Origin of the sequence: Bacillus coreaensis (assembly GCF_050586445.1) — a bacterium.
Classification (GTDB): Bacteria; Bacillota; Bacilli; order Bacillales; family Cytobacillaceae; genus Robertmurraya_A; species Robertmurraya_A coreaensis.
This window is the reverse complement of record NZ_JBOCCY010000001.1, coordinates 224,542-238,327: the sequence shown is the minus strand read 5'-3', so window position 1 is coordinate 238,327 and position 13,786 is coordinate 224,542. Positions and strand designations below refer to the sequence as shown.

General features: G+C 35.1%; 11 protein-coding genes. 2 read left to right on the top strand and 9 right to left on the bottom strand.

Annotation, left to right across the window (positions count from 1 at the left end; genetic code table 11):
- Window positions 1-213: 213 nt before the first annotated feature.
- From ACQ5H4_RS01275 to ACQ5H4_RS01265, 3 genes are all read right to left on the bottom strand, one after another.
- Entirely contained in the window at window positions 214-993 is a 780-nt protein-coding gene (locus tag ACQ5H4_RS01275) for a DODA-type extradiol aromatic ring-opening family dioxygenase (RefSeq protein WP_430773162.1), read from the bottom strand.
- Between the two features lie 307 nt (window positions 994-1,300).
- Window positions 1,301-2,167 carry an SDR family oxidoreductase gene (locus ACQ5H4_RS01270; RefSeq protein ID WP_430773161.1) on the bottom strand — a complete coding sequence of 289 codons (867 nt, stop codon included), beginning with the start codon at window positions 2,165-2,167 and terminating at the stop codon, window positions 1,301-1,303.
- 103 nt (window positions 2,168-2,270) lie between these two features.
- Window positions 2,271-3,692 (bottom strand): FAD-dependent oxidoreductase, encoded by a 1,422-nt coding sequence (locus tag ACQ5H4_RS01265; protein ID WP_430773160.1) that lies wholly within the window; start codon window positions 3,690-3,692, stop codon window positions 2,271-2,273.
- A 33-nt stretch (window positions 3,693-3,725) separates the two neighbouring features.
- On the opposite strand from ACQ5H4_RS01265, the gene ACQ5H4_RS01260 reads away from it, so the two are divergent.
- A complete protein-coding gene (locus tag ACQ5H4_RS01260) occupies window positions 3,726-4,310 on the top strand; it encodes a TetR/AcrR family transcriptional regulator (RefSeq protein WP_430773159.1) in 585 nt (194 codons plus the stop codon).
- 89 nt (window positions 4,311-4,399) lie between these two features.
- Here ACQ5H4_RS01260 and ACQ5H4_RS01255 read toward each other — a convergent pair whose 3' ends face one another.
- Both ACQ5H4_RS01255 and ACQ5H4_RS01250 read right to left on the bottom strand, forming a co-directional pair.
- A complete protein-coding gene (locus ACQ5H4_RS01255; RefSeq protein ID WP_430773157.1) occupies window positions 4,400-5,329 on the bottom strand; it encodes a DUF1848 domain-containing protein in 930 nt (309 codons plus the stop codon).
- A 41-nt stretch (window positions 5,330-5,370) separates the two neighbouring features.
- Window positions 5,371-6,291 (bottom strand): LysR family transcriptional regulator, encoded by a 921-nt coding sequence (locus ACQ5H4_RS01250; RefSeq protein ID WP_430773155.1) that lies wholly within the window; start codon window positions 6,289-6,291, stop codon window positions 5,371-5,373.
- 199 nt (window positions 6,292-6,490) lie between these two features.
- Between ACQ5H4_RS01250 and ACQ5H4_RS01245 the strand changes: the two genes are divergently transcribed.
- The gene (locus tag ACQ5H4_RS01245) at window positions 6,491-7,270 is read left to right on the top strand and encodes an acetoin reductase (protein WP_430773154.1); all 780 of its coding nucleotides are present in this window, start codon (window positions 6,491-6,493) and stop codon (window positions 7,268-7,270) included.
- A gap of 145 nt (window positions 7,271-7,415) precedes the next feature.
- Here the strand turns inward: ACQ5H4_RS01245 and ACQ5H4_RS01240 are convergent, their stop codons facing one another.
- The 4 genes from ACQ5H4_RS01240 to ACQ5H4_RS01225 all read right to left on the bottom strand — a co-directional run bounded on the left by ACQ5H4_RS01240 (window position 7,416) and on the right by ACQ5H4_RS01225 (window position 13,761).
- Window positions 7,416-8,858 carry a glycoside hydrolase family 1 protein gene (locus ACQ5H4_RS01240; protein ID WP_430773153.1) on the bottom strand — a complete coding sequence of 481 codons (1,443 nt, stop codon included), beginning with the start codon at window positions 8,856-8,858 and terminating at the stop codon, window positions 7,416-7,418.
- A gap of 106 nt (window positions 8,859-8,964) precedes the next feature.
- On the bottom strand, window positions 8,965-10,821 hold the full coding sequence (locus tag ACQ5H4_RS01235) for a beta-glucoside-specific PTS transporter subunit IIABC (RefSeq protein WP_430773152.1): 1,857 nt from the start codon (window positions 10,819-10,821) through the stop codon (window positions 8,965-8,967).
- 136 nt (window positions 10,822-10,957) lie between these two features.
- Complete coding sequence (gene licT / locus ACQ5H4_RS01230; protein ID WP_430773151.1) at window positions 10,958-11,788, bottom strand: BglG family transcription antiterminator LicT; 831 nt, start codon at window positions 11,786-11,788, stop codon at window positions 10,958-10,960.
- A gap of 344 nt (window positions 11,789-12,132) precedes the next feature.
- A complete protein-coding gene (locus ACQ5H4_RS01225) occupies window positions 12,133-13,761 on the bottom strand; it encodes a carboxylesterase/lipase family protein (protein ID WP_430773150.1) in 1,629 nt (542 codons plus the stop codon).
- Window positions 13,762-13,786 lie beyond the last annotated feature (25 nt).

The following is a 13,786-nucleotide window of genomic DNA, read 5'->3' as shown; positions in this document are numbered from 1 at the left end:
AATAAAACAACCGTTATGGATTTAAAGCCAAGATTAAAACACACCGCCGATGATTAAAATTGGTTTCAATTAATTATCTTGAATTCAAGATAATTATAAAAAAAATTATCTAAAATATTACTACATATTTTCTTTTTTTGATGTTGATGAATTCATTAGAAATGAAATTTAAATTCATACTCACAATTCTCATTTTCATTAAATTCTATGACTTTACCCAAATTGCCAAACGCTATGACTTAAGTTTCCATATCTAAATTCTCGATGAAGTAACGATGCCTTTCGCTTATTATCAGCTGCCCCCATAGCATAAAAGATCGGGATAAAATGCTCATTCCCGAATGGAGGTACTGCGAGTTTCGCATTAGGAGCAAGTGAATCATAGTTAAATAGGGAGGCTAAGTCCCAATTCTCAAGATGTTTCGATAACCATTTCTCAAATTCAAGTGCCCAAGAATCTACGTCTCCATTGTCGGCCCACTTTAAGGCCCTTAAATTATGAACTGTTCCTCCGCTTGCGATGATTAAAATATCCTTTTCTCTTAATTCAGATAGAGATTTACCGATTTTATATTGTTCATCTGGAGTAAGAGTTGAATTCACTGACATGGCAATTACGGGAACTTCCGCATTAGGATAAAGCATACGCAGAACTACCCATGCTCCGTGATCTAAACCACGAGTTGTGTTATTTTCAAAAGAAATACTATTTTTAGAGAATAGGTCCCCAATTTCTTTTGTAATTTCGTGATTCCCATGAGCAGGATACTTGATCGTGAAAAGTTGCGGGTCAAATCCACCGAAATCATAAATCGTACTATACTGATCGACCCTACTTACCTGTTGAACCTTAGATTCCCAATGGGCTGAAAATAGAATAACAGCCTTTGGACGAGGAAGATTTTGACCTAATTGATTTAGAAGTTTTGTATAATCGTTATTTTCAATCGCGAGTAATGGTGTACCGTGAGCAATAAATAATGATGGCATCATTCTTTATTTCACTCCCTATTTCTTATAGTTGGCATTTATTTTATGTTTTCTCATGTGAATATTTTTTCTCTTATAAAATACCAAATACAAATATCGATGTCAATTTTTTTATAAATACGAAATAAAGTTTTCTATTAAAAAACAATTATACAAAGAGTATGTATTCCACCATGGCCTTAAGGGGAACATTCACTTTTAAAATACAATTCTCGATCATCTTGTTACTAATAAATTACAGTAAGTAGAAAACAAAAAGCCAAATCAATTTTTAGATTGGCTTTTAATTTCTCTCAACTAGATACTCTCTTTAATTTTCAACTCTGCATGCAGCCTTATAATCGCTTTCACCAGTAAAACCAAAGTCAATATAAATAATTTGCCCACTCAAATAGCTGCATAGCTTGCTGCCGATAACAACTAATGGATAACCCATTTCCTCAGGGGTTCCTGGGCGTCCATTCCAGCTCTTTAAAAAAAAGTCATGCATTAACTGTTCGCCACCCTTATCAGTACCATCCGGACTGACCGCCAGATTAAAATCCTTTGTCAATCCACTTAATGTATAACTTGGTGCTACCGCATTAATACGAATTTTTCTATCAATAAATTCAGGCGAACGAACTTTGGATTTAATATATGCGTTCATGCATTGTTTAGAAAAACAATATGCATCTGAAGAAAAACCATCAGAGAACATTCCAATATGTTTTTCAACCCATTTAACTCCATCTTCAAAAGTAGCGCAATCAAGCAAATCACTAACAACTGGCATTTGAGCTTCCCATCCATATCCACCAGTTGATGAAATAAATGATACGGATCCTTTGTCTACAATTTTTGGTAAAACTGTTTCAACAAAATATTTCTGTCCGATGAAATTAACAACTTGGATTAATTTCTCTTTTCCTGGAACAAGTGCCATTCCATGACACATAAATAATGCATCAATTGTGTCCGGTAATTGAGAGATTACATCATCGATTGTTTCTTTTTGCCCCAAATCTCCCTTTATTGCTTTATGAACAGGTAAATCAATATCACTACGATCAATGGCAAATACATTTGCCCCTAATAAAATTAACATTTCAGTAGCAGCCTTGGCCATACCAGAAGCAGAACCTGTAATTACAACATTTTTCCCTTTATAACCAAACAAATTTTCTAAAGTATTCATATGAGTACCACCTATTAAATATTTATTTTACTATTCTATTTTATCTATAATAGGATTCGAATTATAGTAGGCACCTTTTTATCAGATAGGAACCTTTTTGTAACTAATAGGTTTTTTTAGAAATCAATCTGCCCACTTCATAACCCTCGGATGTTGCATCCATAACATTTCCTAATTTTTTTGCATCCCCGATCACTTTAATCTCAAAACCAGCATTAGTTAACTCGTCCATTAGGCCAGTTACAGGCTTTGATCCTGCAGCAATGACAACAGTATCTGCTGGAAATTCCATTTGGGTATTACCCATAGCTATAACAGAATCCACAGTAATTTCTGATACTTTTACGTCAGTATGCAGCTGTACTTTTCGACTTTCTAAGTTTTTCATGAGCTGCCATCTAGGTCCTATCGGCTCATCAGGAGCAATTTCATGTTTCATTTCGAGTACAACGACATTTCTTAGTTTCTGTGCTAAGAAGTGGGCAGTTTCCACTCCTACCTGACCTCCACCGATGACTACACAATTTGTACCAGGGAATACTTTACCAGCAAGAATATCATTTGCAAATACAACATTACTATTCTCAGCTCCCTTAATTGGTGGTTTAACAGGAACAGCACCAGTAGCTAAAATAATGACATCAGGCTTTTCACTTTGCATTAATTCTACTGTCACTTCTGTATTATATTTCACAGGAATATTTAGCTTCTTGCACTGATTCGTTTGCCATACAATAAAATCAGTGATTTCACCTTTGCATGGTGGAAATGCAGCTAAATAAAATTGACCACCTGCATGGCTTTCCTTTTCATAAACAGTTACCTCGTGTCCAGCCTTTTTTGCACTCATTGCTGCCTCTAGACCCGCAGGGCCCGCACCAATCACCGCAATCTTTTTCTTAACCTCTGCAGGTTTAATTTCACAGTTTGATTCGTTACCTAGTGTAGGATTTAGGACACATCTAATTGGCTCATCATTAAATAGAGTACCGATGCATCCGTGGTTGCATCCAATGCATTTACGGATATCTTCAAATCTTCCTTCCAATGCCTTATTTGGCAATTCTGGATCAGCTAGAGATGCACGCCCCATTGCAGCAAAATCGGCTTTACCAGAACGAATAATGCTATTTGCTAATATTGGGTCATTTATTCTTGATACAGCAATTACAGGAATACTGCAAATTTGCTTTATTTCTTTTGCCATATCAGCCGTCCATCCATGGTTAACATAAGCGGAAGCTACATTTAAATCAACTGATAAATAATTACCTACGGATACATGAATAATATCCACACCAGCATCTTCTAGGAAAGGAACAAGTGCCTTATTATCTTCCATTGTTAGGCCGCCTTCAACCAATTCATCTGCGGAAATGCGCATACCAACAATGAAATCATCGCCACATTTGCTACGGATATCTCGAATAATCTCAAGTGCAAAGCGCGCACGATTTAAGAAGCTGCCCCCATATTCATCTACACGTTTATTCCTTAAATACTTTAAAATAATTACAAATACCACAAAAATTTTATTTTACTACTAGGAGAATATAGAATGGCAATATCTGAAGCAAAACAAAAAGAAATTGAGAGGAAAAGAAGAGAACAAATCTTGTCAGTAGCTCTGTCCTTATTTTTTAAAAAGGGATATAAAAACACGAAGATTTCCGATATAGCAGAAGCAGCAAACATCAGCAAGGGTTTAGTATACCGTTATTTTGAAAATAAAGCGGAAATTCTTTTTTCCTACCGTGATGTCCTTAACGCATGCTTGGAGGAAATTCAAGCGATGCCTAGCGCTAAGGAAGCTATTAAAGAATTTGGATTACGATTTCTATCCACGCCGGATGCAAATGGTTATATCCCACCCCTACAGGTGTACGTTATCGTGTTTGTAAAAGGAGAAATTAACGATAGTAAATATGAAAATCCTGTTTATCAGGACTTTGGAAGTATTTTCTTCGGGCCCATTTTCAAAAGAGGTATGCAAGCAGGAGAGTTCAAAGACGGTGATGCTAATGAGTTCGGTAATATTTATTGGCATTTTTTGTTAGGATATATCATGGATTCTATACAAAACCCTGGAAGGTCCATTCCAGAGCTAAATTTAGATTCTGTTATCTCCTTGTTTGAACCATAATTAGTTAACATAGAAATACAATAATATTGCTATCATAAAGAGCCAGATTCAAAATGTCGTAACATCCAACTCTTTCGAATCTGGCTCTTTTAAAATAGTTTTAATTGCATATCTAGATAAGATTCCTGCTTGGCTTGCTTTATTACATCCCCAGTACTTGATTTTCCAAATAAGAATGGTGAATAGGGATCGTGCTGTATCATGTTCTGCTTAACTACTTCCTGATTAAAATTAGCATAACAGTATAAGTAGCCATGCCCACAAGTTTTGTAGGCACCAATGTCGTTGCCAAGGAGGCAGTTACAGTCATCTCTTGAAGATTTCTTCATTTTGGGTACTTGCAAATTACAGTCAATTGCCCGCTCAATTACTTCTTTTGTCATACAGCCTGAGCAATCAACTCCATATTCTACTAAATCTTTACCCTCACAACAGGTACGAATGGCTATCCCATATTTTTTACCTATTTTCACAAATTCCTTTCCAATTATTGCTCTATCTACTTTCGTAACTTCTTTAACATTGGTAAAATGACGTTTTGTTTTCTCATATAAATCAACAAAGCTGATAACACAGTGGTCCGTATAACCTTCTAAATTTGCAGCAATCATTTCAAAGCTTTTTAAATGGAATTCTAAGGAGTATTTATCTGTTATAAAAATGGGATCATAACGCCATCCAATTGATGTTATCCCAACTATACTTGATAGGCTCTTAAAGTCTTGCAGGATTTTATTCTTGTGTGGGACATTTGGTTCAATTTCTTTTCCATATGGCGTAATGCTTACAAACCAGAATTTCCGAATTGCATCTAGTTCATGCATCCTTTCAAGCATTGGTGCCGGATTCTTAGTACAAAATACAAGACAATCCACTATATCAGGTGTCAAGCTGTACCTAATAACCTGCTCTGGATAGTATGGATTTCGAGTAAGCACATACCCTTCTTTTATTCTGTTGAAAAACCACCTGCTAAAATAAGCAGGAATATCTGTCCTACTTCCTGTATTAATAATCATGCAAGTAGCATCCTTTCTGTTTAAAACTTAAGTTTCTTGTTTCATGCATTCATTATTTCTGTAAAATTTTCTTTTATAGTTTGGTACATCCGTTTTAAAAATTCCCTAATGATTCGCGGTAGACCGTTATTGGAGTGATGAACATAACCAAAAAAATATGTATTGGAATGCGGAGGAGCAAAGTTAATCATCACATAAGAATTACTTTTGGATAAACCAGCATCCGTTCTAAAGGCATAATCAAATCCGATATTGATTGCAGTATTGTTCTCCAACGTATTACGAATCGTATCTACGTTATTCGTAGTAAATAAAATATCAAATGGTAAGGAGGTAAATGCTTTAATAAACTCCTGAATATATTTGTCATCATATAAAACAATAGGCTGATTAATTAACATATCCTCTGTAATCAGATTTTCTTTTGCTAATAGAGATTGCTTATTGACTGCAGTTATCATATGAACGTCCAACAGCCTATTGAATACAAGACTATGATACTTTCTTTCTTCCCTTTCTGTGTAAATAATTATCCCAATATCTACCTCCCCATCTAAGACTTTCTTAATAATATGTTCTGAGTTATTTTCATAAATAGAAGCTTTAATGTTCGGATATTCTTTCTTAATCTCCAATATTAAATTAACTAAGATTTCCATTGGTCCCGGGTAAGTGGCAATTTTCATTTCTCCATTCATCGTATTTGTATAGGCTTCAGCTTCTTCCATAAACTCATTTAATTTTTGCAGCACTGAATTAGCCTTCTCTATTAATTTACTTCCCTCTGCTGTTGGAATGGACCCTCTTCTCGAACGGTGAAAAACACTTATATTTAACTCTTTCTCTAAACTTGTTATCGATTGACTCAAAGCAGGAAGAGTAATATGCAGATTGTCAGCAGCTTCTTTTAATGAGCCTGTTTTAGCTATTTCTGATATGTATTTCAGTTGATCAATATTCATGGTCCACCTCTTTAGTTAAGTATTGGTTAACTTTGGTTAATTTTATCTGAATTTACCATATGGTTTGTTAGATGTATACTTAAAAAAGCGTAAATTAATCCGGATTTGATAAAACGCACAAACTACTTCTCTAATCGTTATTCAGCTATCTTAAGTTGTATTTAGCATTAATAAACGTTATAAACTGGGAGGAAAAATAATGGATAAACAAAAAGTAGCTATAATCACTGGCTCAGGCCAAGGAATTGGTAAAGGTTTAGCAGAACGTTTAGCAAAAGATGGATTTTCTATTGTACTTAATGATATTAATGAAAAAACATTAATTGAAACAGAGAAAGAATTTAAAGACAAAGGTGTAAATGTCACTTCATTGGTTGGAAATGTTGCTAAATTAGAAGATCAAATGGCATTAGTTCAAAAAGCCGTTGACACATTTGGGAGTGTCGATGTTTTTATTAATAATGCTGGAATTGAAGGGCAATTAGCCCCTATTACGGAGTTAGATCCTACTGCTGTAGATCGTGTGTTAGATATAAACGTGAAAGGTGTCATCTACGGAATTCAAGCAGCTGGGATCCAAATGAAAAAGCAGGGAACTGGCGGCAAAATAATAAACGCCTGTAGCATCGCCGGTCATGAAGGATTCGAAATGTTAGCTCCATATTCTGCATCAAAATTTGCTGTTAAAGGCTTAACTCATGTTGCTGCAAAAGAACTAGCAAAATTTAAAATCACAGTGAATTCTTACTGCCCGGGTATTGTCGGAACATCCATGTGGGAACGACTTGATGAAGAAATGATGAAATTTATGGGCACTAAAAAAGGGGAAGCATTCCAAAAATACGCTGAAGGAATAGCCCTTGGCCGCACTCAAACACCTGAAGATGTGGCAAATCTAGTTTCCTTTTTAGCCTCTCCAGCATCTGATTACATCACTGGACAAAATATTCTTACCGACGGTGGTATGGTGTTTAATTAATTATAATATTCATAAAAAGGGAAGCTTTGTCAAAAAAGCTTCCCTTTCCTATGGCCTCCTTTACCATCAATAAATGGACGGTTCGTCCCATTTATTATCTGATGATAGAGCCCATATGTAATCCTTAAAACTAACTAAAATTTGATTAAATATCCTGTCCATTTGTAGCAATAACGTTCTTATACCAAAAGAATGACTTCTTTTTCTTACGTTCCAATGTTCCAGAACCATCATCATTCTTGTCTACATAAATATAGCCGTAACGCTTACTCATTTCACCCGTCGATGCGCTAACTAAATCAATACATCCCCATGAAGTATATCCCATCAACTCGACTCCATCTTCAATGGACTCGGCCATAGCTTTGATATGTTCTTGTAGATATTCAATTCGATAATCATCATTGATTGAACCGTCTTCTTCCACTTTGTCGTAAGCTCCCAAACCATTTTCCACAATGAATAATGGCTTTTGATAACGATCGTACAATTGATTTAGAGAGATTTGAAGACCGGTTGGATCAACTTCCCATCCCCATTCACTGGCTTTTAAAAATGGATTTTTAATCCCGCCAAGGATATTCCCTTGACCAACTTCTTCAGGGGTTTTGTCCCTTTTTTCTGTCCGGGACATGTAGTAACTAAAAGCGATATAATCGACAGTATTTTCTTTCATCAATTCAAGGTCGCCTTCTTCAATTTCAATCTTAATACCATGCTCTCTCCAGTATCGCTTAATGAAAGAAGGGTACTCCCCGCGTACTTGTACATCTCCACAGAAGTAGTTAAATAACTGTTCTTCCTTTAACGCATAAAGTACGTTTTCAGGATCACAGTCAACAGAATAAGTAGGAAGATAAACAATCATACAGCCAATTTGAGCGCCAGGAATAATCTCATGACATAGCTGAACAGCTCTTGCACTTGCTACGAATTGATGATGATAAGCTTGGAATGTCGGCTGGTAACGATCTTCCTCATTTTTTATCGCAAACCCAAGTCCTAAAATCGGCATATGAAGACTGCTATTGATTTCATTAAATGTCATCCAGTATTTCACTTTATTTTTATATCGGTTGAAGATAACTGTTACATATCTTTCAAAAAATGCAACCAACTCACGGTTTCTCCAGCCCCCATATTCTTTTACAAGGTGAAGAGGTAATTCATAGTGAGAAATCGTGACTACAGGTTCTATATTATATTTAAGTAACTCATCAAATACGTTTTCATAGAATGCTAATCCTTCTTCATTTGGAACTAGCTCATCACCATTAGGGAAAATACGTGACCAGGAGATTGACATACGGAATACTTTAAAACCCATCTCAGCAAATAGTGCAATATCTTCTTTGTAACGATGATAAAAATCAATAGCTTCGTGATTTGGATATGTATAATTTTCAAAGTCCAAATCAAAATTAAAACCAGGGTCTTTTAATACTTTTAGTCTTACTTTCCCCCCCGGTAATACATCAGGTGTATTTAATCCCTTTCCACCCTCAAGATATGCACCTTCTAATTGATTAGCAGCCGTTGCACCTCCCCATAAAAATCCTGCAGGGAATTTACTTTTAATTTCTTCCATAAACTATTCCTCCTTTAGTAAAAAAACTTAGTCAGCCGTTCAAAATATATGACCCTTCTCAAGAAAAAGGGGAGTAAATGTCCACTCCCCACTCACATTACCTATACTACAAAACTAGGGTTAGTAATTTTTCTTCTTTAGCTTGAACGATCTTCTTATCTGATTTTACAATTTCAATATATTGATCTGTATTTGTGACAATAATTGGAGTTGTAACATCAAATCCTGCTTCTTTTATTTTTTCAAGCTCAAAATTCACTAATATATCTCCCTGTTTTACAGTGTCTCCCTGTTTAACTTGTGGAGAGAAATACTTACCATTTAGTTGTACTGTATTTATTCCAATATGAATCAAGATTTCTGCCCCATTACTTGAAGTAATACCAATTGCATGTCCGGTTGGGAAAATCGCAGTAACTGTACCATCAACAGGTGATACCACTTCACCTACAGTAGGTTCAATCGCAACTCCTTTCCCCATTGCTTCAGATGCAAACGCAGCATCATTTACTTCGCTTAACTCTTTTACATTACCTGACATAGGGCTTACAATACTCTCTCTTTTTAATAGAGGTTGAGTTTCAACGTCTACCTTTTCTCCAGTTTCTACTTCTTTGCTTTCTACTACATTTTCTTCCTTATTCTCAAAACCAAATAAGAGCGTTGCTAACATAGCTAATACAAAGGCAGTTAAAGCACCAATTAGATGGTATACCAATGGTGAATATGCTGGGATTGATAAAAAGCTAACAAAATTGAAAACTAAAGATTTTGAACCTAAGAATCCATTTATAGCTCCACCAATCGCGCCTGCAACAGCTACATAAATCAATGTTTTTCTATAACGGAGAATTAGACCGTAAAGAATTGGTTCTGTTACACCAGCCAAAGCACCTGGAAGCATTGTAGATCCTGCTAAAGATTTAACTTTTTTATCTTTTGATTTTAGGAAAATTCCTAATCCTACACCAATTTGAGCAAAAACTCCACCGGCTAACATAGATAATAGTGGGTCTCCTCCAGCAGCAAGATTTGAAATAATGATCGGAACGATTCCCCAATGTAGTCCTAATAAGGTTAAGAAAGTCCAGCCAGCTCCCATAACAGCTCCGGTAAGTATACCGCTGCGTTCAGTAAGGAATTGAATAATTGCACCAATACCATTTCCAACGTATACTCCAAATGGTCCAAAAACTAAAACCGTAAATGGAACAATAACAATTAATGACAACATTGGAACCAAGAACATTTGTAGATCTTTATGAATCACTTTCTTTAAAAACTTTTCAAACAATGCATATATGCATACGGCAATAAATACAGGGAAAACAGTTGATGAGTAGTCAACAATAATAGCAGGTATTCCTAAAAACAGTGTTTCTCCACCTTTTGCTAATATACCTGTTAAATTCGGTTCAAGGAGAGCAGCACCGATTGATCCACCAACGTAAGGATTAGCACCAAGTCTTATCGCAAGTGTTATTCCTAAAAAGATAGGAAGAAAGTAGAACACGGCGTTACCTGCAGCTGACAAAACAGAGTAAGTTCCACTATCAGTTGATAGCCCACCTACACTTGTTAAAACGACTAATAATGCTTTAAGCATCCCGGCACCCGCAAGTGCTCCTAACAATGGTGAGAAACTTCGTGAAATAACATCAAAAATTTGTGAAGTAAGGCTCTCTTTTTTCCCATTAGAAGGACTTGAATTTGCACCAACATTTGCTAATTTATTTATTTCCTTATATACGTCTGAAACATTCGAGCCAATGACGACTTGATATTGGCCACCACTTTGAACAACACTTAACACTCCTTCTGTCTCTTCTATTGCTTCGTTATTTGCGATACTCTCATCATTTAATTTAAATCTTAAGCGTGTAGCACAATGCACTAAACTTGAGATATTCTCTTCTCCACCAATGTTTTGCAAAATTTCTTTTGCAATTTTTTCGTTTTTCATTGTTTAAACTCCTTTATCAATAGGTTTTTATAAATTTTTTAAACAAAAGAAAAAACCTAAATTGAATCTTTCAGATGAAAGTTTCAATTTAGGTTTTGCCTAGTTAACTAGTTACAATCCTAAAATAGAATTTTTTTTATTTTTTTACTACTCTTTCAATGTGGATGGTTAAATAGAGTATTTCCTCATCAGTTAACTCATATCTATATTGCTTTTCCACAAACTTCCTAATTTTTTCCGAGCATTTGTATGCCTCAGGATATTTATCTTTGATAATGTTTAAAAGATCGTCCTCATGTTCATTTTTATAATGATTGCCTTTTACTAATCTATGAGCAAAGAACTTTAAATGAGTAATAAACCGATAATAATTCAATGCATTTTCGTCATACTCAATTTTAAAGTGATATTTAACAATAGTTAATATATCTTGTATCACTTTCGTCATATCAACAGTATTGGTCATATCTTCATTAAATTGGGCATTTACAAGGTGCAAGGCTATAAATGCCGCCTCATCTTCAGCCAAAATTACATTAAATTGATCACAAATCATATTTAATGCCTCTATCCCAATATCAAACTCTTCCTTATATAAATGTTTTGTCTCCCATAATAAAGCATTCTTAATGGGTAAATTGTTGTTATATCGGTCTATCGCAAAATGAAGATGATCCGTTAATGATATATAAATACTGTCATTAAGCTTTTTCCCAAGTTGAATTTTAGCGTAATTAATAATTCTTTCCGATAATTCCATATACTCAATTGGAATATCTGATATTAGCGTTTTGAACTTCTTTGTGATATCTTCGTCTTCCAAAGTGAAGATTTTATCAATTTTCTCTTCATCTATCTCATCACCAGTACGTTTATTAAATGCTACACCACGACCCATGACGATAACCTCTCGGCCATCTTTTAATGAGACAATGACATTGTTGTTTAGTATTTTAAGTATCTCCACTTTGACACCTCCAATCACAAAAAAGACAAAACCCTACTATAAAAAGTAAGCGGTTTTGCCTGATTTAACAGTCACAATCCGTTAATTGAATATGTTTCTTTTATAGTACTATATATTCTCTCTATATGCAACTACTTCATTGTCTATCTCTTTAATAGATTATATAAAAACATTTTATTATTTTTATATCGGTACGCAATAAACTTAATTTTCGTTAATTCAATAAAAATAGTATTAAAAAGCTCAACTTTATCTCTAAAGCGAATCCAAAAAACACCCCAATTGTTTTATTTAGTGAATAACAATTGGAGCGTTTTTCATATTAGATAGGAGTACTTATATGTTCATAGACCAAGAAGAGCATCATAATAATCTTCCCAGAATTTTTCCTTTTCTTCACTTAGTTTAGTCGTAATAACCTGATCCCCGAAATTAATAAAGGACATATTTCCGTTATACGCCTCCCAATTTAACAGTTTTCCCCCATTTGGATTTCCTGTTTTGGCGAAGTTGACCAAGTAATTTGACATTTTATCACCCAAATCGTAATCAACTTGAGTCCAGAAATTCTCTCTAAGTGGTGAGAAGTAATTCAAGAAATATGGTACATCTGCAGTGTGGAATGAGCCCCATTTAGCTGATTCCTCACCTGGCATTACATAATCAAAATAATAAACATATGTTGGAGCTTTGCCTTGTAAAGATCTAGCTTTTGCAAAAGAAAGTTGCGATGCCATCATTGCATCTTGATTTACCGCATTAAATTGACTAACCGCTTCGTCACCTGTTGCTGGGTACAAAGCAAGAACTTCCGATGCTTTATTGCCAAAAACTTGGTTTACTGTTAATTCATAATTCTCTTTACTAATAGTAGTTACAGGTTCAAAAGGGTTTGCTGATGGAAGAATCCCACCTATTCCTGAATCACCTTGTACATTACCAGTCATCATGGGAACATCATATTGATTACCTTCCTTAAGTACATCTAACGGATTTCCAGTAACTACCTTACCATCGATAGTGAATCCACCGCTAAATGGAAGAGATAACAATTGATCAGTTGGCATTGCTCTCATTTCTTCTAATGTTTTTCCTTCGAATAACTTAGCTGCCTCACCTTCCTTCTGCGCTAAAGTACGGTACTTACTTCTAATTTGATTTCCACTCATAGGAACCGCTTTCTTAAAAAGACCTTCAGCTTTAGGTGATAAAGTTAGAGCATTCACATTAGCTGCACCTGCTGACTGTCCTGCTATAGTGACATTATTTGGATCTCCACCAAATTTTGAAATGTTTTTCTTAACCCATTCTAATGCAGCGATTTGATCTAGTAATGCATAGTTTCCAGATACTTCATCTTTAGATTCAGCCGATAATTCTGAATGTGCTAGGAATCCAAGAATCCCAAGTCTGTAGTTAATGGTTACATAAACAGCATCTTTTTTTGCAATAGCCTCTCCATCATATACTTCAACTGATGAACCACCTGTTGTATTACCTCCACCGTGAATATATAAAATAACAGGACGTTTTTTTGTATTTGAATCTGTTTTAGTATAAATATTTAGTGTTAAACAATCCTCAGAGTATCCTTTAGATGTATCAATAATGAATTCCGTTGACCACATCCAAAATGGGGCTTGCACTGGCTGGACACAACTTGGACCAAATGTATCAGCTTCCTTTACCCCTTTCCATTTGACTACCGGCTGTGGCTCTTTCCATCTTAAGTCTCCCACTGGTGGGGCAGCATATGGAATACCTTTGTATATTGCTACTTTAGAATCAGAAGATAAGGTTCCAGTTATTTTTCCACCATCCACCTTAATGGGTTTGGAAGGATCAATTTCTCCACCAGAATTCGTGGAATCATTAGGTTTAATCTTATTCTCCGAAATTGGGGAAAATGCAGCTAAAATAATCAAGATTGTCATACTTAGCATAGTGCGTACAATTTTATTCATTTTAAACATTTTAGTCCTCCTTCTTATCTCAATA

Excerpts from the sequence above, each read along its gene's own strand:
- ACQ5H4_RS01270 (WP_430773161.1), bottom strand. The coding sequence starts at position 2,167 with ATGAATACTTTAGAAAATTTGTTTGGTTATAAAGGGAAAAATGTTGTA.
- ACQ5H4_RS01250 (WP_430773155.1), bottom strand. The coding sequence starts at position 6,291 with ATGAATATTGATCAACTGAAATACATATCAGAAATAGCTAAAACAGGC.
- ACQ5H4_RS01260 (WP_430773159.1), top strand. The coding sequence starts at position 3,726 with ATGGCAATATCTGAAGCAAAACAAAAAGAAATTGAGAGGAAAAGAAGA.
- ACQ5H4_RS01275 (WP_430773162.1), bottom strand. The coding sequence starts at position 993 with ATGATGCCATCATTATTTATTGCTCACGGTACACCATTACTCGCGATT.
- ACQ5H4_RS01255 (WP_430773157.1), bottom strand. The coding sequence starts at position 5,329 with ATGATTATTAATACAGGAAGTAGGACAGATATTCCTGCTTATTTTAGC.
- ACQ5H4_RS01235 (WP_430773152.1), bottom strand. The coding sequence starts at position 10,821 with ATGAAAAACGAAAAAATTGCAAAAGAAATTTTGCAAAACATTGGTGGA.
- ACQ5H4_RS01245 (WP_430773154.1), top strand. The coding sequence starts at position 6,491 with ATGGATAAACAAAAAGTAGCTATAATCACTGGCTCAGGCCAAGGAATT.
- ACQ5H4_RS01240 (WP_430773153.1), bottom strand. The coding sequence starts at position 8,858 with ATGGAAGAAATTAAAAGTAAATTCCCTGCAGGATTTTTATGGGGAGGT.
- ACQ5H4_RS01225 (WP_430773150.1), bottom strand. The coding sequence starts at position 13,761 with ATGTTTAAAATGAATAAAATTGTACGCACTATGCTAAGTATGACAATC.